General features: G+C 65.7%; 18 protein-coding genes. 13 read left to right on the top strand and 5 right to left on the bottom strand.

Annotation, left to right across the window (positions count from 1 at the left end; all coding sequences use genetic code 11):
* The first annotated feature begins 75 nt into the window (after positions 1-75).
* Positions 76-2,109 (top strand): NAD(+) synthase, encoded by a 2,034-nt coding sequence (locus METLW3_RS0113145; RefSeq protein ID WP_024880358.1) that lies wholly within the window; start codon positions 76-78, stop codon positions 2,107-2,109.
* A gap of 170 nt (positions 2,110-2,279) precedes the next feature.
* On the top strand, positions 2,280-4,553 hold the full coding sequence (locus tag METLW3_RS0113140) for a M48 family metallopeptidase (RefSeq protein ID WP_198022769.1): 2,274 nt from the start codon (positions 2,280-2,282) through the stop codon (positions 4,551-4,553).
* Between the two features lie 364 nt (positions 4,554-4,917).
* Here METLW3_RS0113140 and METLW3_RS0113130 read toward each other — a convergent pair whose 3' ends face one another.
* The 4 genes from METLW3_RS0113130 to METLW3_RS0113115 form a co-directional block, all read right to left on the bottom strand.
* Positions 4,918-5,610 carry an SDR family NAD(P)-dependent oxidoreductase gene (locus tag METLW3_RS0113130; protein WP_024880356.1) on the bottom strand — a complete coding sequence of 231 codons (693 nt, stop codon included), beginning with the start codon at positions 5,608-5,610 and terminating at the stop codon, positions 4,918-4,920.
* Between the two features lie 38 nt (positions 5,611-5,648).
* Complete coding sequence (locus tag METLW3_RS0113125) at positions 5,649-6,506, bottom strand: CmcJ/NvfI family oxidoreductase (protein WP_024880355.1); 858 nt, start codon at positions 6,504-6,506, stop codon at positions 5,649-5,651.
* Positions 6,507-6,578: 72 nt separating this feature from the next.
* Positions 6,579-7,700, bottom strand: a complete 1,122-nt coding sequence (locus tag METLW3_RS0113120) for a GGDEF domain-containing protein (protein WP_024880354.1) — start codon at positions 7,698-7,700, stop codon at positions 6,579-6,581.
* Positions 7,701-7,921: 221 nt separating this feature from the next.
* Positions 7,922-8,593 carry a CDP-alcohol phosphatidyltransferase gene (locus METLW3_RS0113115; RefSeq protein ID WP_024880353.1) on the bottom strand — a complete coding sequence of 224 codons (672 nt, stop codon included), beginning with the start codon at positions 8,591-8,593 and terminating at the stop codon, positions 7,922-7,924.
* 170 nt (positions 8,594-8,763) lie between these two features.
* Between METLW3_RS0113115 and METLW3_RS0113105 the strand changes: the two genes are divergently transcribed.
* The 8 genes from METLW3_RS0113105 to METLW3_RS0113070 all read left to right on the top strand — a co-directional run bounded on the left by METLW3_RS0113105 (position 8,764) and on the right by METLW3_RS0113070 (position 19,789).
* Positions 8,764-9,600, top strand: coding sequence for a transketolase (locus METLW3_RS0113105; RefSeq protein ID WP_084484834.1), 837 nt, complete (start codon positions 8,764-8,766; stop codon positions 9,598-9,600).
* Positions 9,600-10,544, top strand: coding sequence for a transketolase C-terminal domain-containing protein (locus METLW3_RS25555; protein ID WP_024880351.1), 945 nt, complete (start codon positions 9,600-9,602; stop codon positions 10,542-10,544). The genes METLW3_RS0113105 and METLW3_RS25555 overlap by 1 nt, the downstream gene beginning before the upstream one ends.
* Complete coding sequence (locus tag METLW3_RS0113095) at positions 10,541-11,647, top strand: NAD-dependent epimerase/dehydratase family protein (protein WP_051465424.1); 1,107 nt, start codon at positions 10,541-10,543, stop codon at positions 11,645-11,647. The genes METLW3_RS25555 and METLW3_RS0113095 overlap by 4 nt, the downstream gene beginning before the upstream one ends.
* A 343-nt stretch (positions 11,648-11,990) precedes the next feature.
* On the top strand, positions 11,991-13,064 hold the full coding sequence (locus METLW3_RS0113090) for a polysaccharide biosynthesis/export family protein (RefSeq protein ID WP_348625815.1): 1,074 nt from the start codon (positions 11,991-11,993) through the stop codon (positions 13,062-13,064).
* Positions 13,065-13,237: 173 nt separating this feature from the next.
* Positions 13,238-13,990, top strand: coding sequence for a CDP-alcohol phosphatidyltransferase family protein (locus METLW3_RS0113085; RefSeq protein WP_036290983.1), 753 nt, complete (start codon positions 13,238-13,240; stop codon positions 13,988-13,990).
* Between the two features lie 119 nt (positions 13,991-14,109).
* The gene (locus tag METLW3_RS0113080) at positions 14,110-14,631 is read left to right on the top strand and encodes a DNA starvation/stationary phase protection protein (RefSeq protein ID WP_024880348.1); all 522 of its coding nucleotides are present in this window, start codon (positions 14,110-14,112) and stop codon (positions 14,629-14,631) included.
* Positions 14,632-14,709: 78 nt separating this feature from the next.
* Positions 14,710-17,367: an aminopeptidase N gene (pepN, locus tag METLW3_RS0113075; protein ID WP_024880347.1), complete on the top strand. Its 2,658-nt coding sequence runs from the start codon at positions 14,710-14,712 to the stop codon at positions 17,365-17,367.
* A gap of 121 nt (positions 17,368-17,488) precedes the next feature.
* Positions 17,489-19,789: a PAS domain-containing sensor histidine kinase gene (locus tag METLW3_RS0113070; RefSeq protein ID WP_024880346.1), complete on the top strand. Its 2,301-nt coding sequence runs from the start codon at positions 17,489-17,491 to the stop codon at positions 19,787-19,789.
* A gap of 141 nt (positions 19,790-19,930) precedes the next feature.
* Here METLW3_RS0113070 and METLW3_RS0113065 read toward each other — a convergent pair whose 3' ends face one another.
* The gene (locus METLW3_RS0113065) at positions 19,931-21,496 is read right to left on the bottom strand and encodes a radical SAM protein (protein WP_024880345.1); all 1,566 of its coding nucleotides are present in this window, start codon (positions 21,494-21,496) and stop codon (positions 19,931-19,933) included.
* A 316-nt stretch (positions 21,497-21,812) separates the two neighbouring features.
* Here METLW3_RS0113065 and METLW3_RS0113060 point away from each other — a divergent pair, with 316 nt between their 5' ends.
* Genes METLW3_RS0113060 through METLW3_RS0113050 form a run of 3 tightly spaced genes read left to right on the top strand, consistent with a single transcriptional unit; the run spans position 21,813 to position 24,252 of the window.
* Positions 21,813-22,229, top strand: a complete 417-nt coding sequence (locus METLW3_RS0113060; protein ID WP_024880344.1) for an SxtJ family membrane protein — start codon at positions 21,813-21,815, stop codon at positions 22,227-22,229.
* A 34-nt stretch (positions 22,230-22,263) separates the two neighbouring features.
* Positions 22,264-22,410, top strand: coding sequence for a DUF5989 family protein (locus METLW3_RS28825; RefSeq protein ID WP_166141878.1), 147 nt, complete (start codon positions 22,264-22,266; stop codon positions 22,408-22,410).
* A 6-nt stretch (positions 22,411-22,416) separates the two neighbouring features.
* On the top strand, positions 22,417-24,252 hold the full coding sequence (locus METLW3_RS0113050; protein ID WP_024880343.1) for a carbamoyltransferase: 1,836 nt from the start codon (positions 22,417-22,419) through the stop codon (positions 24,250-24,252).
* The last annotated feature ends 3 nt before the right edge of the window (positions 24,253-24,255 follow it).

Here is a 24,255-nt window from a genome sequence, read left to right as displayed (position 1 = left end):
CGAAACTAATCTCAGTGAATTAGGCGCGCCGCCGCGCCTTCACGTCATGGCCGCCGCGGCCCTATAATCGCGCGCATGACGCATCCTTTCTTCTCGCTCCATTCGCATGGCTTCGTTCGCGTCGCCGTGGCTGGCCCGCGCACGCGCGTCGCCGATCCCGCTTTCAATGTCGCGCGCACGATCGACATGGCCCGCGAGGCGGACGCGAAAGGCGCGTCGCTGGTTCTTTTCCCCGAGCTCGGGCTCAGCTCCTACGCCATCGACGACCTCCTGCATCAGACGGCGCTGCTGGACGCCGTGGAAGCGGCGATCGGGCGATTGCTGGAGGCGAGCCGGGCATTGCAGCCGCTGATCGCGGTGGGCGCGCCGCTGCGCTGGCGCGGGCGTCTCTATAATTGCGCGGTGATCCTGCGGCGCGGCGAGATCCTCGCCGTCACGCCGAAAATCTATCTGCCCAATTATCGCGAGTTCTACGAGAAGCGCCATTTCGCTTCCGGCGCCTTTATCGCCGGCGAGGACATGGAGATCGCCGGCCAGACTGCGCCTTTCGGCTCCGACGTGCTGCTGGAGGCGAGCGATTTTCCCGGCCTCGTGATCCATACGGAAATTTGCGAGGACGTTTGGGTTCCGATCCCGCCCTCGACGCGGGCGGCGCTCGCCGGCGCGACCGTGCTGCTCAATCTCTCGGCCAGCAATGCGATCGTCGGCAAATCCGATTATCGCGCGACGCTCTGCTCTGCCCATTCGGCGCGCTGCCTTTCCGCCTATCTCTATTCGGCCGCGGGGCAGGGCGAGTCGACCACCGATCTCGCTTGGGACGGCGAGGCGATGATCTATGAGAATGGCGCGCTGCTCGCCAAAGCGAAGCGTTTCGCCGATGAGCCGCAGCTGATTCTCGCCGACATCGACTTAGGGACGCTCGCCGCCGAGCGCATGCGCCAGGTCACTTTCGGCGATTGCGCGGACATAGAGGCGGGCGCGACCAGCTTTCGCCGCATCGCCTTCGAGCTGCACGCGCCGCGCGACAAGAATCTCGGCCTGCTGCGCGAGGTGGCGCGCTTTCCCTTCGTGCCGGATGACGAGGCGCGCCTCGCAGAATTGTGCTTCGAGGCCTTCAATATTCAGTCGCACGGCCTGCGCCAGCGGCTCGCGGCGGCGAATTTTCAGCGCCTCGTCATCGGCGTCTCGGGCGGGCTCGATTCCACTCACGCGCTGCTGGTCGCCGTCACCGCCTTCGACGCGCTGGGCCTGCCGCGCGAGAATATTCTCGCCTATACGCTGCCGGCCTTCGCCACCACCGATCGCACCAAGGCCAACGCCTGGCGGCTGATGCGCGCGCTCGGCGTCTCCGCGCAGGAGATCGATGTGACGGCCGCCTGCCGGCAAATGCTCGAGGACATCGGCCATCCCGCCGCCCACGGCGAGCCCGTCTATGACACGACCTACGAGAATGTGCAGGCCGGCGCGCGCACCTCTCTCCTGTTCCGCCTCGCCAATCGACATGACGCGCTGGTGCTCGGCACCGGCGATCTCTCGGAGATCGCGCTCGGCTGGTGCACCTATGGCGTCGGCGATCAAATGTCGCATTACAATGTGAACGCCTCGGTGCCGAAGACGCTGATCCAGCACCTCATCCGCTGGTGCGCGCGCGACGCCCATTTCGGCGGCGAGACGGTCGCCGTGCTGCGCGATATTCTCGGCACGGAGATTTCGCCGGAGCTGGTGCCGGGCGCGAGCGTGCAGCGCACGGAGGATGTCGTCGGTCCTTATGCGCTGCAGGACTTCAATCTCTTCTACACGACGCGCTACGGCTTCTCGCCGTCGAAGACGGCGTTTCTCGCCTTTCACGCCTGGAGCGACGCCGCGGCCGGGCGCTGGCCCGTCGATGTTCCGGCTAACGAACGCCGCGCCTATGATGTCGAGGAGATCAAGCATTGGCTCGGCGTCTTCGCGCGGCGCTTCTTCGCGACGAGCCAGTTCAAGCGCTCGGCTCTGCCCAATGGGCCGAAGGTCAGCTCCGGCGGCTCTCTATCGCCGCGCGGCGACTGGCGTGCGCCGAGCGATTCGAGCGCCGCGGCTTGGCTCGTGGATGTGGAAGAAATTCCCTAGAGTCATGTTCTCTTCACGCGAACCTCTTCTCCACTTCGTTCGAAAACACTCTGGAGAGCGAGGTTGCAAATCGCCGAGGCTCGGCTAGTCTCGGCGCCGGGGCGACGATGTCGGAGGCCATTCCGGCGCGCGCGCCCATGCGGCAACCCATTTTTCCGAAGCGTTTTTTCATGCATGATTTGCTCAAATTCGAGAAGCTCGTCTTCGCTTGCGAGCGATTGGCCGAGCGCAACCCGCGCGCCTATCGCATCCGCGTCTTCCTGCTGGCGACGCTCGGCTTCGCCTTCATCGCCTCGATCCTGCTGCTTTCGGCGGGCGCGGGCCTGTTGCTGTTCTACGACGCCTTCGCGCATAATCACCTTCCGGTAATCAAATTCGCCTTGTTTCCGACCGTGATCGCCTGGCTGCTGTGCCGCTCGCTGCTGGTTCGGATCGAGCCGCCACAGGGCTTCGAGATCACGCGCGAATCCGCGCCGCGGTTTTTCTCGCGAATAGACGAAGCGCGCGCGAAGCTGATGGCGTCGCCCATTCATCGTGTCGTCGTCGATGTCGGCAGTTTCAATGTCGGGGTGATGCAGGTTCCGAGCTTCGGCGTGTTCGGTCGCCCGCGCAATCATCTGGTGATCGGCCTGCCGTTCCTCGAAGCCGTGACCCCCGAAGAACTCGATTTCGTTCTGGGCCACGAGCTCGGTCATCTCTCTGGCAAGCAGACGCGTTTTCGAAATTGGATCTATCGCATTCGCCAAGCGTGGCCGCGCATTCTCGAGGCGCTGTCCGGCGGCGGCAATTTCATGAGCGGCGTCTTCACGCGTTTTCTGAATTGGTATGCGCCCTATTTCAACGCCTATAGTTTCGTGCTGGCGCGCGCCAATGAATATGACGCGGACCGCGCCGGCGCGGCGGTCGTCGGAGCGGCCGTGGGCGCGCATGCGCTTTTGGCTTCGGACGTGTTCCACGACCATCTCCAGAACGAATTTTGGCCCGCCTTGTTCCGGGAGGCCAGGGCCGATAGCGAGCCGCCGAGCGATCCTTTCACGCGCTCTCTGCTGGCGCTGCGGCGCATCTCGCCCGCCGAGATCGAGGCGTCGATGCGGCGCGTCCTCGCGCGTCGGACGTCGCTGGCGGATACTCATCCTTGCGTCGCCGATCGGCTGCAAGCGCTCGGCGAGACGCCGCGGCCGCCCGCGCTTCTTCAGCGCTCCGCAGGCGAGGTCCTGCTCGGAGAGCTGCGCGAGCGTCTCGTCGCCGAGGCCAATTCGAAATGGTCGAGCGCGATAAGGGAGCAATGGTCGCAGGCGCGCGAGCGTCATCAGAGGCTCGCGGAGCGTGTTTCCGAATATAGCGGCAGCGTCGATGCGCTCGATGAGAGCGGATTGCTCGACTATGCGGCGCTGATCGAGGAGGCCGAGGGGCGGGAACAGGCGCGGCCTTTGGTCGAGGCGGCTCTGTCGCGCCAGCCGGATCATGCTCCGTCGTTGTTCATGCGCGGAAGGCTGCGTCTCGCCGATGGCGACCACGACGGCGTTCTGGACATAGAACGTGCGATGGAGCTGTCGCCCGACGCGCGAGAGCCGGGGGCGCGCATTCTCGCCTCCTATTTCCTCGATCGTCGCGACATCGAGCCGGGCCTCCGCTATGTCGAGACGGTGCAGGAGGCCGACCAGCGTCGGAGCGCGGCGGAAGCCGAGCGTTCCAATGTCCTGCCGACCGATGATTTCATCGATCATGGTCTCGGCGCCGCCGAGCTCGAGCGTCTGCGAGCGACGCTCGCCGATCTTCCCGTCGCCAGCGTCTGGCTCGTCGGACGGAGGCTGAAGCTTTCGCCCGGGCTTGCGAATTATGTCGCCGTCGTCGCTTGCGCTCGGTCGCTCCGGCCGACGCAGGATCAGCTGAACGCGATCTTGAATGCGATGCCGGAAGACGGATTCAAGATCGTGACCATCGCGGACCCGAAGGGCGCCGTCACGCGAAAGATCGCGGCGATGGAGGGGGCGCTCGTCTACGGAAAGGCGCGCGATTTTCGCAGCTGGTCCGACATTGTTCGGGACGAAGCGGCCAATTGGTCGCGCCGGGCCTTCGGATCGGTGCGACAACATCCGGCGAAGGTCACAGGCGCGTTGGCGGCCGTGCTGCTTCTGGCGGGATATGCGCAGTTCCGGCATGACCCGAGGGCGCGCTTTGCTTATGCCACGCTGCTGATCGATCTCGGCGCCGCCGGAGCGGCCGAAGCGCAGCTGAATATTCTTCTCGGAGACGACGGCGGTCTCGACGATAATCGCTTTCCCGATATGGAGAGCCGGGCGCGACTGACTTTTGCGGAATTGCTCGTGTCGCGGTTACGCGACCGCGAAGCGCGGGCGATTGCTGTGCCGGCGTGCCGATGGCGGATGCCGGATGCGCTGAAAGCGCGTCGGGAGGCGCTCGGCTTCTGCAGCCGCCACTGACGTCCTCCATCGACGGATGATGCGTTTCAGTGATCCGCGACGGCCGTGCGCCTCGCCGGCGCATCTGCGTCGGCGAGACCTGAGTGAGGCGGGGCTGCGCAAGAAACGAACGCTCGCAGGCCCTCCGAACGACTGCTCGGGTCACATATTCGCGAAAGCGGTGATCGCGGCAGTGACGGCGGCGCAGGTCGCGACGATCGATAGGATAGCCGTAATCGTGTTCATGAGCGCTTTCCCCGTTTTATTCGTCGTTATGGGGACGAGCGCGCCGTGCCTAGCGGGCGCTCGCCCTGGGTCGACGGCTCACGATAACACGCCTTGGTCCACTTTGCGACATTTTGTCGCGCTGCAGATTCAGCTTTTGTCAAAATTTCTCGCACCAGGGCCGAAGCTCGACCTCGAAGGACCAGGCGCTGCGCTTTTGGCGCAAGAGATCGACATAGGCGTCGGCGATGGCGGCGGGCTCGAGCGTCGCGTCGGCGGGATCGACGCGGCCGGCGTCGCGAATCACGCCGTCGATGACGACATGGGCGACATGCACGCCCTTCGGCCCCAATTCGCGCGCCGCGCTCTGCGCCAGCGCCCGCAGCGCGAACTTGCCCATGGCGAAGGGGGCGGAGATCGCATAGGCCTTCAGGCTCGAGGTCGCGCCGGTGAAGAAGAGCGCGCCGCGTCCGAGCTTCTCGAAGCGCTTGGCCGCCTCGCGCGCGACGAGAAATCCGCCGAAAGCGTTGACGTCGAAAGCGCGCCGCACCGCCTCCGGATCGAGCTCGGCGAGCGATCCGCGGATGCGCGCGCCGGCATTGTAGACGACGACGTCGATCTCGCCGAGCTTGCCCTCCGCCGCTTTGAACAGCGCCTCGACCGAAGCGGGATCGGTGGCGTCGGCGGAAAAGCCCTCGGCGCCGGTCGCCGCCGCGATGGGAGCGAGCCGCTGCGCGTCGCGGGCGACGACGCCCACCTTCAGCCCGGCGGCGGAAAAGCGCTGCGCCAGCGAGGCGCCGACGCCGGAGCCGGCGCCGACGATGAGCGCGGCGCGATAGGGAATATCGTTCATTTTTCGTCCTCGAGGCTCGGCCGCATGCGCGGCGAGGGTCAGTCGTCGAAAGCGACGAAGCAGCGCAGCTCTATGCTCTCGCGCGGGCGGGCGCCCTGCGGCGTCGCCGGATCGTCGAAGGCCGTGTGAGGCGAAAAGCGCGCCACATCGGCGCGGGAATCATAGCATTTGAGCAGCAGAACCTCGCCGCGCCGCATGCGCGGATAATAGAACCAGCGCTGCTGCGGCGAATAGGCGAGGGCGTAGGTCTCGCCGCGCCGGTCGCGGAAGACGAGATCGCAGGCGACGAGATCGCCCGGCGCGACGCTGCGCGCGTCGCAGACGGCGAGCGGCGCATCCTCCACCGGGCCGAACAAAGGCCGCCACACATTGATGATGGCGAAGCGTGGGCGCGAGAAGCGTTCGGCCGCATCCCCCATGATCTCGCGCAGGCGCTTGGGCGCGGAGTGGTGCGTATGATCGACATGGGCGCGGCCCACGGGCTCACGCGGCGAGCCGTCGACCGAGCGCCGAAAGCTCATTGGGCCGGGGCGCATGCGCCTGCGCAGCGTATGGTCGAAGATATGGACGTCGCGCGCGCCGAGCGCCCGTTTCAGCAGCGCCTCGGTCTCGGGATAATAGATCGCGCGCAATTGCGCCTCGCTCCAGAAATCCTCGACCAGAGTCGGCGCCTCGAGGAGCTGGAATCCTTCGCGATCGATGGCGGCGTCCGCGGCGTGGCGGCGTGCATCGGCGATCTTGGTCTGCTGCGGCAAATATTCGCCGCTCTGCCAGCCCGCGCCCGGCGGCGGCTCGAATGTATAGGAGACCGGCTTTGTGTCGGTCGGCTTCAGATAGAAAAGCTCGGCGATCGTCGCCGCGCTGTCGGCCGGAGCGCCGGAACGGCTCGTCTCCATGCTCGTCGCCTTCGGTGGAAAAAAGCGCCTCGCGCGCCACGCCGGATAAATCTACCAGTCTGGTCGAAATATTCAACGGGGCGAGAGATCGGCGTCGACAGTGACGAGATTGCGCCCGCGCGATTTGGAGACATAGAGCTTGGCGTCGGCGCGCTGGATCAGGCTCTCGGCGTTCTCATGCGGGGCCAGCTGGGCGACGCCGAAGGAGGCGGTGATGCGGCCGATCGGCGCGCCGCCCTTGATCGCCCATTTCTTATTCTCGAATTCGGTGCGAATGCGCTCGGCCGCCATTTTCGCCTCGGCGAAGGAGACGGCGGGCATGATGATCGCGAATTCCTCGCCGCCATAGCGCGCGACCGTGTCCTTCTCCTCGACATGCTTGGTCATCGTCCTGGCGAAGTTCTTCAGCACCTCGTCGCCGATGAGATGGCCGTGACCGTCGTTGATCTTCTTGAAATGATCGATATCGGCCATGATGAGGCTCAAGGAGCTCGCCGACGAAGCCGCGATCTTCGCCTCGCGCGCCAGCGTGTCGTCGAAATGGCGGCGCGTGAAAACTTGCGTCAGCGAATCTCGGACATTGAGCTCCTGCGTCTCGGCCAGCTCGGCGCGCAATTCGGTGATCTGCCGCTGCGAGTCCTCCAGCCGGCGCTGATGCTCCTCGGTCTCGCGCAGCATCTTCTGATTTTCGGCGATCAGCAGCACGATTGCGGCGCGGATCTGATCCGGGCTCGTCGTCGTGGTGAGCTCCTTATGGCCTTTCACAAGGGCCGCGGAATAGGTCTTGTTGCTGTCGAGATGCGAGCGCACCAGCGTGAGAATCGTGCCGAGCTCGCCGTCGATCAGCCGCCGCGTCTTGGCGAAATCCTCCGGCGCCCCTCCTGCGACTGCGCCGCCGCCGCGCCCCGAGCGCGTGACGATCTCCACCACGCGCGGCGTTCCCAGCACGACGCCGATGAAGGCGACGGAGATCAGCGCCAGATTGCGCGCCAGGGCGAGCGGCTCATGGGCGACGCGAAAGCGCTCACCGGAGGCGCCGACGGCCGTCGTCTCCCAATTGTCGAGCGACCACGACCAGAGCGAGGAGGGGTCCGGCGTCGAGAAAAAGCCGGCCTGGCTCAGAGCGAACACGCCTGCAGCCGCGACGAGCGCGCAGCCCGCGACCAAAGCCCAGCTTCTCGAATCGAGTTTCATCTTGGTCCGTCTCTCCCGTCTCGGCCGCCGAGACAATTCTATCCGCATCGTCTCGCCAGCGGGAAAAACATGCACGCCGACGGGACGCGAATCAGAAAATGCTCGGAAACTATTTTCCTCTCTCCTCGGCAGGCGTCCATAGCGACGTTCGCGCCGGCGCGCGAAGACTTTCGAGCCAAAGCCGATTTTTTGGAGGAGATGGCCGCGGCGGGCGGCGGGGCTCAGACGCCCCGGCCGCTCTCGTCCATCGCGACGCGGCGCGCGTCGGAGAGCGCCTTGATCGCGAGCCCGCAAATGGCGAAGCCTGCCAAAATCATGATGGCTGCGTCGAGCCGGGACACGCCGACGTCATTGGTCTCGTCTATTCCCATGGCGTGGGCGGCGAAGGGCCAGAGCGCCATCAGCAGGCGGAATTCGGTCGCGCCGAGGCCGATATAGGCCATTTGCTGAACGTGGCGGACGATCGCGCGAATATAAGTATAGGCCGAGAAGAGCAGATAGCAGATCAGGACGACGAAGGCCGACTCGATCGACAAGAAGGGCGAGAGGCCGAAGGCGACGATCAGCAATATTTGCGAGAAGAGATCGAATGTGTGCTCGACGAGGCCGAGCCGCGGATCGGCGGTCTTGCGATGCAGCGCCAGCCGGCCGTCCAGCGCCGCGCCGAACCAGTTGAGAAAGACGCCGAGCGGAATCAAGGGCATCCACAGCGCCGACCAGCGGCAGCCGATGAGCGCCACTGCGGCGACGCAGGCGCCGAACAATCCGATGCGGGTCAGCTGCAGAGGCGTCACGGATTCCGGCAGCTCGATCACGATCGCGCGCACGAGCCTTTGTTCGGCCGGAGCCAGAAAGCTCTGATAATGCCCGGCCTTATGATCGGCGATCTTCATGTGCGACGCACTCCGCGGTTGTCTCCGCTCGATCGTTTGCGCTTCGGACGATTTTACCATTGTCGCATATCGGCGTCGGCGCGCAAGCCCGAGCGAGAGTCGCCGGCCTTAAGCCAAGCGTTAACCTTTCGAAAGGCATAGTGGCCGTGAAAATGGCGAGGACATGACCGATGGCGAGAGCAGGCTCGGCGTGGGGCCGGAAACATTCGCCCCTATCGCAGGACGGCGCGGCGGCGGCCGCGCGTTGCGCTGCAGCGCGGCGACGCGTCATTTCCATGTCCTATAGCGCCAATTCCGCGCATCTCGGCTCCTCGCTCGGCGTCGTCGAAATCCTCGACGCCGTGCTCGCCGTCTCCGATCTGCGTCCGGCGACCGCCCGCGCGACGGAGCGTGATCGCGTCATTCTCTCCAAGGGCCATGCGGCCATGGCCTATTACGCCGCGCTCGAGCAATATGGACTCGTCGCGCCGAGCCTGCTCGACGCCTATCTGCAGAATGGCACGGCGCTGTGGGGACATGTCGGCCTCACCGAGGCGGTCCCCGCCATAGACGCCACCAGCGGCTCGCTCGGCCATGGCCTATCGCTGGCGACGGGCTTTTCGCTCGGCCATCGTCTGCGCGGAAGCGATCATCGCGTCTTCTGCATTCTCTCCGACGGCGAATGCGACGAGGGCTCCACCTGGGAGGCGGCGCTCTTCGCCGGCGCGCGCAAGCTCTCCTCGCTCACTGCCATCGTCGATTACAACCACATTCAATCGCTGGCGCCGACGCGCGAGGTGATGGACCTCGAGCCCTTCGGCGCCAAATGGCGCAGCTTCGGATTCGAGACGATCGAGCTCGACGGCCATGATTGGGCGGCGCTGGTCGCGGCGCTCGAGCGGCCCTCGCGCGGGCGTCCGCGCGTCATCCTCGCCCATACGGTGAAGGGCAAGGGCGTCGCTCGTATAGAGAACACCGTCGCCTCGCATTACAAGCCGGCGCTCGCCGCGGATCTGGAGCTCGCCTGATGCGCAAGCGGATCATCGAGCTCATTGAGGCGGACGCCAGCGTCGATCCCAGAATCGTGTTTCTGACCGGCGATCTCGGCTTCTCCTTTGTTGAGCCGCTCGAGCAGGCGCTCGGCGAGCGCTTCGTCAATATGGGCGTCGCCGAGGCCAATATGGTCTCGGTCGCCGCCTCGCTGGCCGCCAGCGGTTTCCGGCCTTTCGCCTATTCCATCGCGCCCTTCATGACGGCGCGCTGCCTCGAGCAGATTCGCAACGACATCTGCTATCAGCGCCGCGCCGTGCGGCTGATCGGCGTCGGCGCCGGCTTCTCCTATGGGACGCTGGGGCCGTCTCACCACGCGCTCGAGGACGCCACGATCATGGCGGCGCTGCCCGATCTCGTCGTCGCCAATCCGGGCAATGCCGCCGAGCTCGATCGCTGTTACGCGGCGCTGCTCGACGATCCGCGCCCCGCCTATTTCCGCATCGCCCGCGAGAGCGGCGCATCTTATGGCGCGCCGATCTTCTCGCCGCAGACGGCGGCCTTCGCGGCCCGTCACGGCGGCGATGTGACCTTGGCGGCGAGCGGCGGCTCGGTGACGCAATGTCTCGCCGCCGCGGAGGCTTTGGCGGGGGAGGGGGTCGAGGCCGCTGTCGTCAGCGTTCCGATCGTCCAGCCGTTCCCGACGGAGGCTTTCGCCGCGCTGCTGACCGGCGCGCCGGTCGTGTCGGTCTTCGAGGGCTATCGCGGCAATCCGCTGTCGGTCGGCGTCATGGAGGCTCTTCTCGCGCGCGGGATGGGCGAGGCCTTCGTCGATCTCACCGCGCCGCAGGCGTTTCCGAGCCTCGTCGGCGACACGGAGACGCTGCGCCGGCGCGCCGGGCTCGATCCCGCCGCCATCGCCGCGCAGGCGCGCGCGCTCATCGCCGGCCGCGGCGCCCGCAAGATCGGAGCGCGCGCATGAATGCGGCTCCCGATGGCGCGCTTCTGCTGAATCATCCGCTCTATGGTGCGGATATCGCCGATATTCTCGCCGCCGATCTGCCCTGGGAGCAGCTCGCCGAGCGCACCATTCTCGTGACTGGGGCCAATGGCTTTCTGCCGGCGATGATGGTCGACGCTCTGCTCGCCCTCGCCGAGAGCCGCCCCGACATCAGCCCGAATGTGCTGGCGCTGGTCCGCTCGCGGGAAAAGGCCGAGCGCCGCTTTCGCGCGCATCTCGACAATCGCGCTCTGACGATCGTCGAAGGCGATGTGGTCGAGCCCTTCGATCCGCCTGGCGCGGTCGATATGATCGTCCACGCCGCCAGCCAGGCGAGCCCGCGCTATTATGGAGTCGATCCGGTCGGCACGGCGGCGCCCAATGTGATCGGGACCTCGCGCCTGCTCGATCTGGCGCGGCGCAAGAACGCCTCCCGTTTCCTCTATTTCTCCAGCTCGGAGGTCTATGGCGCGCTGCCGCCGCAGGCCCAGCCGGTGGAGGAGACGGTCTTCGGCCGGCTCGATCCGGCGACGCAGCGCGCCTGCTACGCCGAGTCGAAGCGCATGGGGGAGACGCTCTGCGTCGCCCATTGCGCGCAATATGGGACGCAAGCCGTCATCGTGCGGCCCTTCCATACTTATGGGCCGGGCATGCGGCTCGACGACGGCCGCGTCTTCGCGGATTTCGTGCGCGACATTGTGACGGGGCGGGACATCGTCCTCAATAGCGACGGATCGGCCGAGCGCGCCTTCTGCTATCTCGCCGACGCCGCGCGCGCCTTCTTCGCGGTGCTGCTGAATGGCGAGGCCGGCCATGCCTATAATGTCGGCAATGGCGAGGCGGTCACTTCCGTCCGCAGCCTCGCCGAGACTTTGGTGGGTCTCTATCCGGAGCGCGGCCTGTCGCTGCGCTTGAGCGTTCCGCTCTCGGACTATCTGCCGAGCGTGGTTCAGCGTTCCGCCCCCGACACGACGCGGCTGGAGACGCTGGGATGGCGTCCGCGCATCGGCATCGCCGAGGGCTTTCGGCGCACCATCGATATATATGGTGATATTTTCACGGACGCCGCCGTCGCGGCCGCTTGAGCGCTCTCTCGCGAGCGAAAATCCTCCGATCGGTCGGAATTCGCGCCCGAAATCCGAATTCCTTTTGAGACAGCCGATCTCGAGGCGCCTGCATTTTGTTAACCATGCCCTGTAGCGAACGGGCCACAGCTGCGCGATAAAGAGCCGGCGCGGCGCGTGAGGCCTTGTCTTCGCCAAAGAGACGGGGTCATTTGGGCGCGCGGCGAAGCTCCGGGAGCGGCTCGGAGCATTGGTCGGGGGCGGCGTGGTTTTGAAGACGCTTCGTATTTTCGGGGTTTTTGCGGCTGCTTCGCTTTCGGGCTGCAGCCTGCTTCCGGGCAGCGGCCCTTCGGGCGATGCGGTGATGACCGCGGGCGTGCCGAGCGAATCGCAGCCGGAGACGGCCTTCGCCCTCGTCGAGATCGACGGCCAGGTAGTGGCGGCGCTGGCCAAGCATGGCGCGCCCGGCCTGCGCGGCTCCTTCGGCGACTATCGTCCGCCGGCCTCGCAGCCGATCGGCGTCGGCGACACGCTGCAGATCACTCTTTGGGAGGCGGCCTCGGGCGGCCTGTTCTCCTCGCCGGCGACGGATCGAACCAGTCCGGGCTCGCGCTCGGCGGCGATTCCGGACCAGACGGTCGGGCGCGACGGCTCCGTGACCGTTCCTTACGCCGGGCGCATTCAGGTCGCCGGCCGCACCCAGCAGGAGGTGGAGGCGGTCATCATCGATCGGCTGCGCGGCAAGGCGATCGAGCCGCAGGCGCTGGTCAATGTGTCGCGCAACATCAGCAATACGGCGACGGTGACGGGCGAGGTGACGCAGGGCGCGCGCGTGCCGCTGACCTTGCGCGGCGACCGCGTGATGGACGTCATCGCCCAGGCCGGCGGCTTCCGCTCGCCGGTGCATGAGACCTTCATCAGCCTGACGCGCGGCGACCGCACTGCGCGCGCGCCGATCCAGGCGCTGCTCGCCAATCCGCGCGAGAATATTTTCGTGCGTCCGGGCGATGTGCTGACGGTGGAGCGCACGCCGCAGACCTTCACTGTGGCTGGCGCGACGGGGGCGAACGCCGTGGTGCCTTTCGACGCGCGGGGAATCACTCTGGAGGAGGCGATCGGCAAGGCCGGCGGCCTCGCCGATCAGCGCGCCGATCCGAGCGGCTTGTTCGTGCTGCGTTACGAGCCGACGGCGGTGATCGCCGATTACCCGACCGTGTCGCCGCTGCTGGCCTCGCAACGGCTGATTCCGGTCGCCTATCATCTCGACATGCGCAATCCGGCCTCCTTGTTCACGGCGCGGCGATTCGCGATGCGGGACAAGGACATATTGTATGTGTCCAATGCGCCTGTGACCGAGATCGCCAAGGCGTTCCAGCTCGTTTCCATGCTGACGCAGCCGGCGATTCAGGGCGCGGCGGTCGGCGCTGCGGTGAAGTGACGCAGCCGGACTTGTCCTCTCCGAATTCAATCGTAAGGGTGGCAATAACGGTTGACGGAGGGGTTTGGCGCGGGGCAATCTCTCGGGCGCCGATATTGCAGTGCAAAAAAGAGTCGTGATTCTGGCAAGATTGTCGCAGTCGCGACAGCGGGCTTGGTTTTCGAGGGGGTTTCTTGGCGAACCGATTGAACACGAGCCTTTTGGCGAGGGGCGAGCGGCGCGTGCTGCAGGCGCTGGCCCCGCGACTCCCCGCCTGGACCACGCCGGATCATCTGACGGCGGCAGGACTGGTCGGCGCGGCGATGACTGCGGCGGGCTTCGCGCTCACCCATTGGTCGGCCGGTTTCCTCACACTGGTGGTGGCCGGCCTGTTCCTGAACTGGTTCGGCGATTCGCTCGACGGCACTCTGGCCCGCTACCGCGGGATCGAGCGTCCGCGCTATGGCTTCCTGCTCGATCATTCGAGCGATCTGATCGCGCAGAGCCTGATCGTGGTCGGCCTCGGCGTCTCACCCTATTTCACGCTTCCGTCGGCGCTGTTCGTGCTCTCGCTCTATCTGCTGATGAGCTCCTACACTTATCTGCGCGTGGCGACGGCGGGCGTGCATCGCCTGTCCTATGGCGGCATGGGCGCGACAGAGTTCCGCATTCTGGTCGCGGCCTGGAGCCTCTTCGCCTGCTGGCTCGGCCCGCAGGTGGTGGAGGCGCGGCTATGGCGCTTCTCCGTCCTCGACGTGACCATCGGAACGATGTCGGCCATCGCCTTCGCGCTCTTCGTCCTGATGGTGCGTCAGGATCTGTCGCGAATGGACCGCGACGACGACCATGAATCGGCGACCATCCACCGCCTGCCGACGCGCCGCTCCGCGGCCGAGCCGGCTGCGGCCGAGCCCGCGCGGGAGCTTCCCAGCATCTCCGCCGGCTGAGGCGCGCGCGCAAAAAAAATCCGCGCTCTGCAAAAAATCCGCGCCCAGCCATGGGAAGGCGCGCGCGCCGGCATATCTGGTCATAGCGATCCAGCCCTCCGCTCGAGGAGTTTTGACGCATGACCAATCGTGAAATTCGCTCCCGCCAAAAGGCCGCGCTCGAGACTCCGACCGGCTTCTCGCCCGAGGCGACGCGCGATCTCACCGGCGCGCTCAACGCCGTGCTGGCGGATGTTTTCGCCCTTTATCTCAAGACGAAGAATTTCCACTGGCACGTCTCCGGCCCGCATTTTCGCGATTATCATCTGCTGCTCGACGAGCAGGGCGCGCAGATTTTCGCGACGACGGACGAAATCGCCGAGCGCGTGCGCAAGGTCGGCGGCACCAGCTTGCGCTCGATCGGCCATATCGCCCGGCTGCAGCGCATCCTCGACAATGACGCCGATTATGTCGATCCGCAGGACATGCTGGCGGAGCTGCGCGACGACAATGGCGCGCTGGCGGCGCGCATGCGCGAGGCGCATTCCCTCTGCGACGAGCGCGGCGACGTCGCCACGGCGAGCCTACTGGAAAATTACATCGACGAGGCCGAGAGGCGGATATGGTTCCTGTTCGAGGCCGGCCGTCGCGGCAATGCGTGACGCGAATCGGCCGCGGCGGTTCCGTTTCCGTTGCGAAGCCGCGCGGCCGCGTGTAGGTGTGACGGGCATCGAGGTCCCATGCGCAACCCACCCCCCCAGGCCGTTCGTCTCGCCGATTATCGCCCGCCCGCGTATCTGATCGACGCGGTCGATCTCGATATTTCTCTGCATCGAAGCAAGACGCGCGTCGTCGCGCGCCTCGCGATAAGGCGTAACCCCGCCGGCCGGGCGGGCGCGCCGCTCGCGCTCGACGGCGACGGGCTGGTCTTGCGGCGCGCCGCGCTGGACGGCGCGCCGCTCGCACCCGAGGGCTATGAGGCGACGCCCGATTCCTTCGTGCTGCACGCCCCGCCCGAGGGGCCTTTCACGCTGGAGCTGGAGACGGAGGTCGATCCCTCCGCCAACACGCAATTGAGCGGGCTCTATCGCTCCGGCTCCGCCTATTGCACGCAATGCGAGGCGGAGGGCTTCCGCCGCATCACCTATTTTCTGGACCGGCCGGACGTTCTCAGCGTCTACACGACGCGGATAGAGGCTGAGAAGAGCGAAGCTCCGGTCCTGCTCGGCAATGGCAATCCGATCACCTCCGGCGATCTCGAAGGCGGGAGACATTTCGCGGTCTGGCGCGATCCGTTTCCCAAGCCCTGCTATCTCTTCGCCCTCGTCGGCGGCGATCTCGGCCATATTTCAGAGAGCTACCGCACCGGCTCCGGCCGCGACGTCGCGCTCGCCATCTATGTCGAGCGCGGCAAGGAGCCTTTCGCCTCCTATGCGATGGATTCGCTGGTGCGCTCCATGCGCTGGGACGAGCAGGCCTTCGGGCGTGAATATGATCTCGATGTGTTCAATATCGTCGCCGTCTCCGACTTCAACATGGGCGCGATGGAGAACAAGGGCCTCAACATATTCAACGACAAATATGTTCTGGCCTCGCCCGAGACGGCGACCGACTCCGACTATGCGGGCATAGAGTCGGTCATCGCCCATGAGTATTTCCACAATTGGACCGGCAATCGCATCACCTGCCGCGATTGGTTCCAGCTGTGCCTGAAGGAAGGCCTGACCGTCTATCGCGATCAGGAATTCTCGGCCGATCAGCGCTCGCGCGCGGTAAAACGCATCGCCGACGTGCGCGGCCTGCGGCTGCAGCAGTTTCCCGAGGATGCCGGCCCGCTCGCCCATCCGGTGCGGCCGAATCTCTATCACGAGATCAATAATTTCTACACGGCGACCGTCTATGAGAAGGGCGCGGAGATCGTCCGCATGCTGAAGACGCTGATCGGCGAGGCCGATTTCCGTCGCGGCATGGACCTCTATTTCGCGCGTTTCGACGGGACGGCCGCGACGGTCGAGGATTTCCTCTCCTGCTTCGCCGAGGCCTCGGGCCGCGATCTGACGCAGTTTTCGCTCTGGTATGAGCAGGCCGGCACGCCGCTCGTGACCGTGGCGAGCGACTATGACGCCAATGCCAAAACGCTGACGCTCAGCCTCGAGCAATCGACGCCGCCGACGCCCGGGCAGAGCGACAAAAAGCCCTTCGTCATTCCGCTGGCGCTTGGCCTCATCGGCGAGAATGGCGACGAGCTGACGCTCGCCGCTTCGCCCGGCGAGAGCGGCGCCAGCGCGGAGGAATGCGCGCGCGGCGTCGTCGAGCTTTCGACGCCCTCGCGCAAAATCGTGTTCGAGAATGTGCCGTCGCGCCCGGTGGTGTCGCTGCTGCGCGGCTTCTCCGCGCCCGTGCGCCTCGCGCCGCCGCAATCGGCGGAGGACCTCGAGCGTCTGCTCGCCCATGACAGCGATTCCTTCAATCGCTGGCAGGCGGCGCAGAGCCTCGCGCTACGCTCCATCTTCTCGCGCATAGAGGCCGCGCGCGGCGGCGCGCCGGCGGATGATCGCGCCTTTTTCGACTCGCTGAAGCGCCTCGTCGAGGCGGGAGAGGGCGACCCCAGCCTCGTCGCCCAGGCGCTGGCTCTGCCTTCCGAGATCGACATTGCGCGCGAGATCGGCAAGGACGTCGATCCCGATGTGATCTTCGCCGCGCGCTCCGGGCTGAAGCGCGATCTCGGCCGCCATTTGGGCGCGGCGCTCACCGAGGCGCACGCCCGCTTCGCCGCGCAGGAGGGCTTCTCGCCGGACGCCGACAGCGCCGGCCAGCGCGCCATGCGCAATGTCGCGCTCGATCTTCTGGCGGCGGGCGATCCGGCCTCGGGCGGTCTGCTGGCTGAGCGGCAATTCGCCGAGGCGACCAATATGACAGACCGCATCTCGGCGCTGGCGACCCTGTCGCATGTGCCGGGCGCGGCGCGGGAGGAGGCTTTCGCCGCCTTCTATGAGCGCTACAAGAAGGACCATCTCGTCCTCGACAAATGGTTCTCGCTGCAATCGACCATTCCGGAGGCGGAGACGACCGCCCGCATCGCCCGGCTGATGGAGCATGCGGATTTCTCTTTCACCAACCCCAATCGCGTGCGCGCCGTGGTCGGCTCCTTCGCCAACGGCAATCCGACGCGCTTCCATGCGCTGGACGGCTCCGGCTATGTGCTGCTCGAGCGTGTGGTGCTGGAGCTCGATCCCAAAAATCCGCAGCTCGCCGCGCGGCTGCTATCGGCGCTGCGCTCCTGGCGCTCGCTGGAGGGGCGCCGCCGTGCGCTCGCCGAGTCGACGCTGTGTCGCATTCTTTCGACGCCCGATCTCTCGGCCGATGTCTCGGACATAGCGACGCGCGCGCTCGCCTGAGGGGCTTTACGTCCTTTTAAGGTCTGGACAAAAGCCCGCCGCCGGATTCGAATGGGGCTGATTCGGGGCGGGATGCGGCGCGTTTTTCCCCCTCTTCGACAAACTGCGGGGATTAGCGAAAATGGCGCGTGGGCGCGCGGCCAATACAACGACTTGCGCCGATACGTCATGGAGCGCCACGGCCTCCTCGAGCATCGGCCGGCTGATTGCAAAAACGCCGAGCGCGCGCCAGCTGGCGCTCGCGCTCGGAACCTGCGCCATAGCATTCGGCGCTTTGCTGCTCCTTCTGGCCGAGGCCGCGCATGAGCGCACTCTGGCCGAGGCGGCGCAGGAGCTCGAGATTTTCGCGCGCGCGGTCTCGCGCGACGTGGAGACGACGCTGCGCGCCGGCTCGGCTGCGCTGCCGGACTATGCCGCGACGCGCGGACGCCGCGTCGCCGTCGCCGATGGGTCTGGCCATATCGTCGCCGCGACGGCGCCGCTCGTCGCCTCCGGCGCGCTCGCCGGCCTGCTCGGCGCCGAGCCGCTGCTGACCGAATTCGGCGAGAAGGCCGGCGTCATGCGCGTCACCCTCGCCGATGGGCGCAAGGCGCTCGCCACTGTGCGCAATCTTTCGCCGGCGCCAGGGCAGGGCGGGGGCCAGGGCGGCGGGCAGCTGGCGGCGATCCTCCCTTATGACGCGGCGCTGGCCGAATGGCGCGGCCTCCTCGCCCTCTATGCGGCGCTGTCCGCCGCTGCGGCTTCCGCCACTGCTGTCGGCCTCTTCGCCTTTCGCCGCGAGGCGCGCCGCGCCGCGCTCGCCGAGCGCGCGCAGATCGACCTGCGCCGGCGTGTCGACGCGGCGCTCGGCTCCGGCCGCTGCGGCCTGTGGGATTGGGACATTGCGCGCGGGCGCATCCATTGGTCCGATTCCATGTTCGGCCTGCTCGGCCTCGATCCGGAGCAGCGCTCGCTCTCCTTCGGCGAGCTGAAGATGCGGCTGCATCCGCAGGATGGCGATCTCGTCGCCATTGTCGAGACGATCGTCGCCTCCGGCTCGCGCGGCATGGATCATGAGTTCCGCATCCGCAATGCGCGCGGCGAGTTTCTATGGCTGCGCGCCTGCGCCGAATTGATCGACGATCCAGAAGGCGGCAAGCGTCTCGTCGGCGTCGCCGTCGATATTTCCGAGCAGCGCGCGCTGGTGGAAGGCGCGGCGACGGCCGATATGCGGCTGCGCGACGCCATAGAGACGATCTCAGAAGCCTTCGTGCTGTGGGACGCGCATAATCGGCTCGTCGCCTGCAATTCGAAGTTTTTGACGCTGCATGGTCTTGCCGCCGAGGCCGCCGCGCCGGGCGCGAGCTATGCGCGCATAATGGCGAGCGCTTCCGCCGCTCTGGCCGAGACGCAGATCGTCTCGGACCAGGGCGCCACGACGAGCGAGCGCACCTATGAGGCGCGGCTGGCGGACGGCCGCTGGCTGCAGATCAGCGAGCGCCGCACCAAGGACGGCGGCTATGTCTCGGTCGGCGCCGATATCACCGCGCTGAAGCGCAATCAGGAGAAGCTCATCGATTCCGAGCGCCGGCTGACGGCGAGCGTCGCCGACCTGCTGAAATCGCGACAGACGCTGGAGGCGCAGGCGCAGCAGCTGGCGACGCTGGCCGAGCAATATCATCTGCAGAAGGGCGAGGCCGAGGCCGCCTATCAGGCCAAATCCGAATTTCTCGCCAATATGAGCCATGAGCTGCGCACGCCGCTCAACGCCATCATCGGCTTTACGGAGATGATGCAGGCGCAGGTGTTCGGTCAGCTCGGCTCGACCAAATATGTCGAATATTGCAACCATATCCATCAGGGCGGCCGCTATCTGCTCGATGTGCTGACCGATATTCTCGACATGTCGCGTCTCGAGGCCGGCCGCGTGCGGCTGGATCAGCGCGAGGTCGACGTCTCCGGCGCCGTGCGCGCGACGGTGGAGCGCTTCCGCCACAGCGCCGAGACGAAGCGCGTCGAGATCAGCGTCGACGCCTGCGACGGGCTGCGCTGCTATGGCGATCATGACGCGATCGTGAAGTCGATCGGCGTGCTCGTCTCCAACAGTTTGAAATTCACCTCGGCTGGCGGCGCCGTGCGCGTGCGTGCGCGTCGGCTCGCGCGCTCGGTCGCCATTTTCGTCGAGGACGATGGCTGCGGCATAGAGAAGGCCGCCATCCCCAAGCTCGGCCGCCCCTTCGAGCAGCCGATCGCAGTCATAGAGAATGGCATGAAAGGCTCCGGCCTCGGCCTCGCCATCGCGCGCTCGCTGATGGCGCTGCATGGCGGCGCGCTGCGCATTCGCTCGCATGTCGGGATCGGCACGATCGCGATGCTGCGCATTCCGGTGCGGCCGACGACGCGCGCGATTTCGGCGCAAGGCGCGCGGACGTCGCTGCATTGAGGATACGCTGCGCGAGGCGAGCCTTCAGGCTCGCGCGCCATACGGTTTCGGCTGAATGGTTCGGCGCGCTCCCTCTCCCCGCAATGCGGGGAGAGGGAGCGCGGAGAAATCGCGCGAATGACGACAGACGCGGCCCCGCAGTCACTCCGCCGCGGCCTCCGCCATCTCCCGCCGCGGCGGCGCATAGGCCAGCTGCGGCTCCCAATAATTGCCGCGGTCGAACATGTGCCGCGCCTGCGCATATTGGAACATGATGCGCCCGACGATTTTCGCGGTCGCCGGCTTGCGCAGCGCCGCGCCCCAGACTTTGTTCCACATGCGCCCTTCGGCGTCGCCGAGACGGCGCACCTCGCCGGCGATGTCCATCGCCTGTCGCTCAACCTCGCGAAAGCTCTCGAACTCCGGCAGCGTCGCGCCGCTCGTGTCGCGCGCGCGGCCGAAGCTGTGAATGAAATTCAGCATGCGCTCGCCGAAGGCCGCCGGCGAATAGAGCGCGTTGCAGAGATTGTGCAGGCCGGAATTCAGCTCGTCCATGCTCATCGTCACCGGGCGAATATTGGAGCCCCAGGGCACCGCCTGCGTCTCCACCGTGCCTTGCAGCAGGCGTCCCTCGGCCGTGATGCGATCGAAGAGCGGCGTCGCCTCCGAGGCCATCAGCGCGCCGAGGCTGAAGATAGGGATCGGCGTCGACATGGCGAATTCATATTGTTGCGAAAACACATTCGGCCCGTCGTGATCGAAGCCGACGATCATGCCGCCCATCACCGAAATGCCGCGGTCGATGAGCTTTTGCACCTCGCTCGGAATATCGATCTTCAAATTCTGCTTCTTGCCGGTCTCGCGCAGGCTGTCGAGATTGGGCGTCTCTATGCCGATGAACACTTGATGCACGCCAGCCTCGACCAGCATGTCCATCAGCTCCGCGTCGCGCGTCGCGTCGATAGAGATTTGCGTGACGAAATCCATCTCATGGCCATTGCGCCGCCAATGCGCCATCGCCTCCAGCAGCTCCTTGCAATGGGCGCGATAGGCGGTGAAATTATCATCCGCCAAGAATGTCGCGCGAAAGCCATGCGCCCATAGAGCGTCGAGTTCGGCGATCACATTGGCGATCGGCTTATGGCGCTGCTTGCGGCCGAGATATTGGATGACGTCGCAGAATTCGCATTCGAACGGACAGCCGCGCGAGGTCTGCACGGCGCCGAGCATGGCGCGATGATTGGGATAGAGATCCCAACGTGGGATCGGGCTCGTCGCCAGCGAAGGCTTGTCGCCGATGTAGCGATCACGCGGACGCCCGCGGCGCAGATCGGCGAAGAACTCCTCGGCGATCTCCTCGATCTCCCCGCTCACCAGCACGTCGCAATGCGCGGCGAGATGATCGGGGCTGAGGCTGGCGTATGGCCCGCCGATGATGACCTTCTTGCCGCGACGACGAAATTCGTCGGCGATGGCGATCATGCGGCGACGCTGGCTCACTTTGCCGGTGACGCAAATCCAATCCGCCTCATGATCGAAATTCACGGGCGCGACGCCCTCGTCGCCGATCTCGATCGCGAAGTCGCGCGGCGCCATCGCAGCGACGGTCGTCGATGAGAGATCGGCCATCATCACGCCGGAAGGCCGGCCGGACGCGACGAGAATCTCTGCGCCGAAGTAGGTTGGAAAATCTGCAGCGGGATTGATGATATAAAGGGATGAGGTCATTGCAGGCCCCTTTCCGACAACCCATGAATTAAGGTCCTTTTTTTTGTCGCGCGCAAGCCGAAAGCGCGCTGCGGCCGCTCATTCGCACGGCGCCGGGCCGTTGCTCGAAGGTAATCCACAGGCTCGCCCGCGCCGCGAGGCCAGAGCGTAAAGTCATGCGATTGTCGAAACGTCTTGCCGTTCAATCTTCTACATCTATCTGCGGACGCGGATGGGGATACCCCGTAATTGACGCTCTACTTTTCATCGCCTAAGCCTCGCAAAGTTTCGGTGACGACGCGTTTCTACGGTTTTTTTCAGGGGATAGCGCCATAAGATGACGCATGAAGCCCTCACTTCGGATCGGCCGGTCGAGCGTGGTTCCGATCGCTCCTTCGGACTGGTGATCGCCGCGGCGCTGACCATTTTGGCGCTGGCGCCGATGTGGCGAAACGGCTCTCCGCACCTTTGGGCGCTGGCCGCCGCCGCCGTTTTCGCGGCGCTCGCCATCATCGCGCCGAAGCGGCTCGCAGCGCTCAACGATCTCTGGCTCGCCTTCGGATCGACGCTTCACAAAATCGTCAATCCGATCGTCATGGCCGTAATGTTCTTCGGCGTGCTGACGCCGATCGCCATCCTCTTTCGGCTGCGCGGGCATGATCCGCTCGCGCTGCGCTTCGACCATGCGGCGGAGAGCTATTGGACGCGGCGCGGCGATGCGGACGGCGCCTCCGACATGCGCAAGCAATTCTGACCGGAAAAGCAATTTCTGACAGGAGACGAATGCGATGGATATGGTTCTCGAGCTGTGGGATTTCGTCGCGAGCCGCAAGAAATATTGGATGGCGCCGGTGCTCGGCGTGATGATGCTGCTCGGCGGGCTGATGCTGCTGCAGGGAACGGCGGTCGCTCCTTTCATCTACACGCTGTTCTGATCGCTCGTGCGAATTCTGGGCGTTTCCGCCTTCTATCACGACAGCGCGGCCGCGTTGATCGAGGATGGACGCATCGTCGCCGCCGCGCAGGAAGAGCGCTTCTCTCGCGTCAAGCATGATGCGCGCTTCCCCGCCAACGCCATCGACTATTGCCTCGCCGCCGCTGGCGTCGAGGCGAAGGACATCGATCACGTCGCCTTCTACGACAAGCCTTTCGTGAAGTTCGAGCGCCTGCTCGAGACCTATATGTCCTTTGCGCCGCGCGGGTTTCAGTCCTTTGCGACGGCTCTGCCGGTGTGGCTGCGCGACAAGCTGTTTCAAAAATCTCTGCTCGTGCAAAAGCTGAAGCATCACGCGCCCAATGTCGATTGGCGCGCGCGTCTCCTCTTCGCCGAGCATCATCTCAGCCATGCGGCGAGCGCCTTCTATCCATCGCCCTTCGACGAGGCTGTGGTGCTGACCATGGACGGCGTCGGCGAATGGGCGACGACATCGGTCGCCTTCGGCGCGGGCGCGACGCTCGCCCTGCAGCGCGAATTGCGCTTTCCGCATTCGCTCGGCCTGCTCTACTCGGCCTTCACCTATTACACGGGATTCAAGGTCAATAGCGGCGAATATAAGCTGATGGGCCTCGCGCCCTATGGCGAGCCGAAATATGCGAGCCTCATTCTCGATCACATCGTCGATCTGAAGAAGGACGGCACATTCCGTCTCGATCAATCCTATTTCGATTATTGCACAGGGCTGCGCATGACGAGCGAGAAGCTGCATCGCCTGTTCGGCGGGCCGCCGCGCGCGCCGGAGGAGCAGCTGACGCAGCGTCATATGGACATAGCCGCGTCGATCCAGGCGGTGACGGAGGAGATCGTGCTGCGCCTGACGCGCGCGCTGGCGGCGGAGACGGGCGCGCGCAATCTCTGCCTCGCCGGCGGCGTCGCGCTCAATTGCGTCGCCAATGGCAAAGTGCTGCGCGACAAGAGCTTCGAGCGCATTTGGATTCAGCCCGCGGCCGGAGACGCCGGCGGCGCGCTCGGCGCCGCGCTGCTCGCCTATCATGACTTCAACGGACGTCCGCGCGCCGCGTGCGGCGAGGGCGACGCCATGCAGGGCGCCTATCTCGGGCCGTCCTATTCGCAGAGCGATATAGAGCGCCGCCTCGCCGATTGCGGCGCGCGCTTCACGACGCTCTCGGATGAGGAGACCATCGCAGCGACGGCGCGCGCTCTCGCCGATGGCAGAGCGGTGGGATGGTTCCAGGGCCGCATGGAGTTCGGCCCGCGCGCGCTCGGCGGGCGCTCCATTCTCGCCGATCCGCGCTCGCCGCAAATGCAGAGGACGCTCAATCTCAAAGTGAAATATCGCGAATCCTTCCGGCCTTTCGCGCCGTCCGTTCTACGCGAGCATGTCGCCGATTGGTTCGATCTCGATGAGGATTCGCCCTACATGCTGCTCGTCGCCGATGTCGCGACGCAGCACAGGCTCGCGACGCGCGCGGAGGATGAGGCGCTGTTCGGCATAGAGCGCTTGCAGCGGCCGCGCAGCGTCATTCCGGCGGTGACGCATGTCGATTGCTCGGCGCGCGTGCAGACGGTGCATGAGGAGACCAATCCGCGCTATCACGCGCTGATCTCGGCCTTCCATGCGCTGACGGGCTGTCCCGTGCTGGTCAATACCAGCTTCAATGTGCGGGGCGAGCCGATCGTCTGCAAGCCGGAGGACGCCTTCGCCTGCTTCATGGGCACGGAGATCGAAACGCTCGTCATCGGCAATTGCCATTTGCGCAAGGAGGATCAGGCCCCCGCGCTGCGCAAGGATTACAAGGACAGATTCGAACTCGACTGAGGA

Origin of the sequence: Methylosinus sp. LW3 (assembly GCF_000527115.1) — a bacterium.
GTDB lineage: Bacteria > Pseudomonadota > Alphaproteobacteria > Rhizobiales > Beijerinckiaceae > Methylosinus.
Note: the sequence above shows the minus strand (reverse complement) of the source record. Positions and strands in the feature narration are given on the sequence as shown.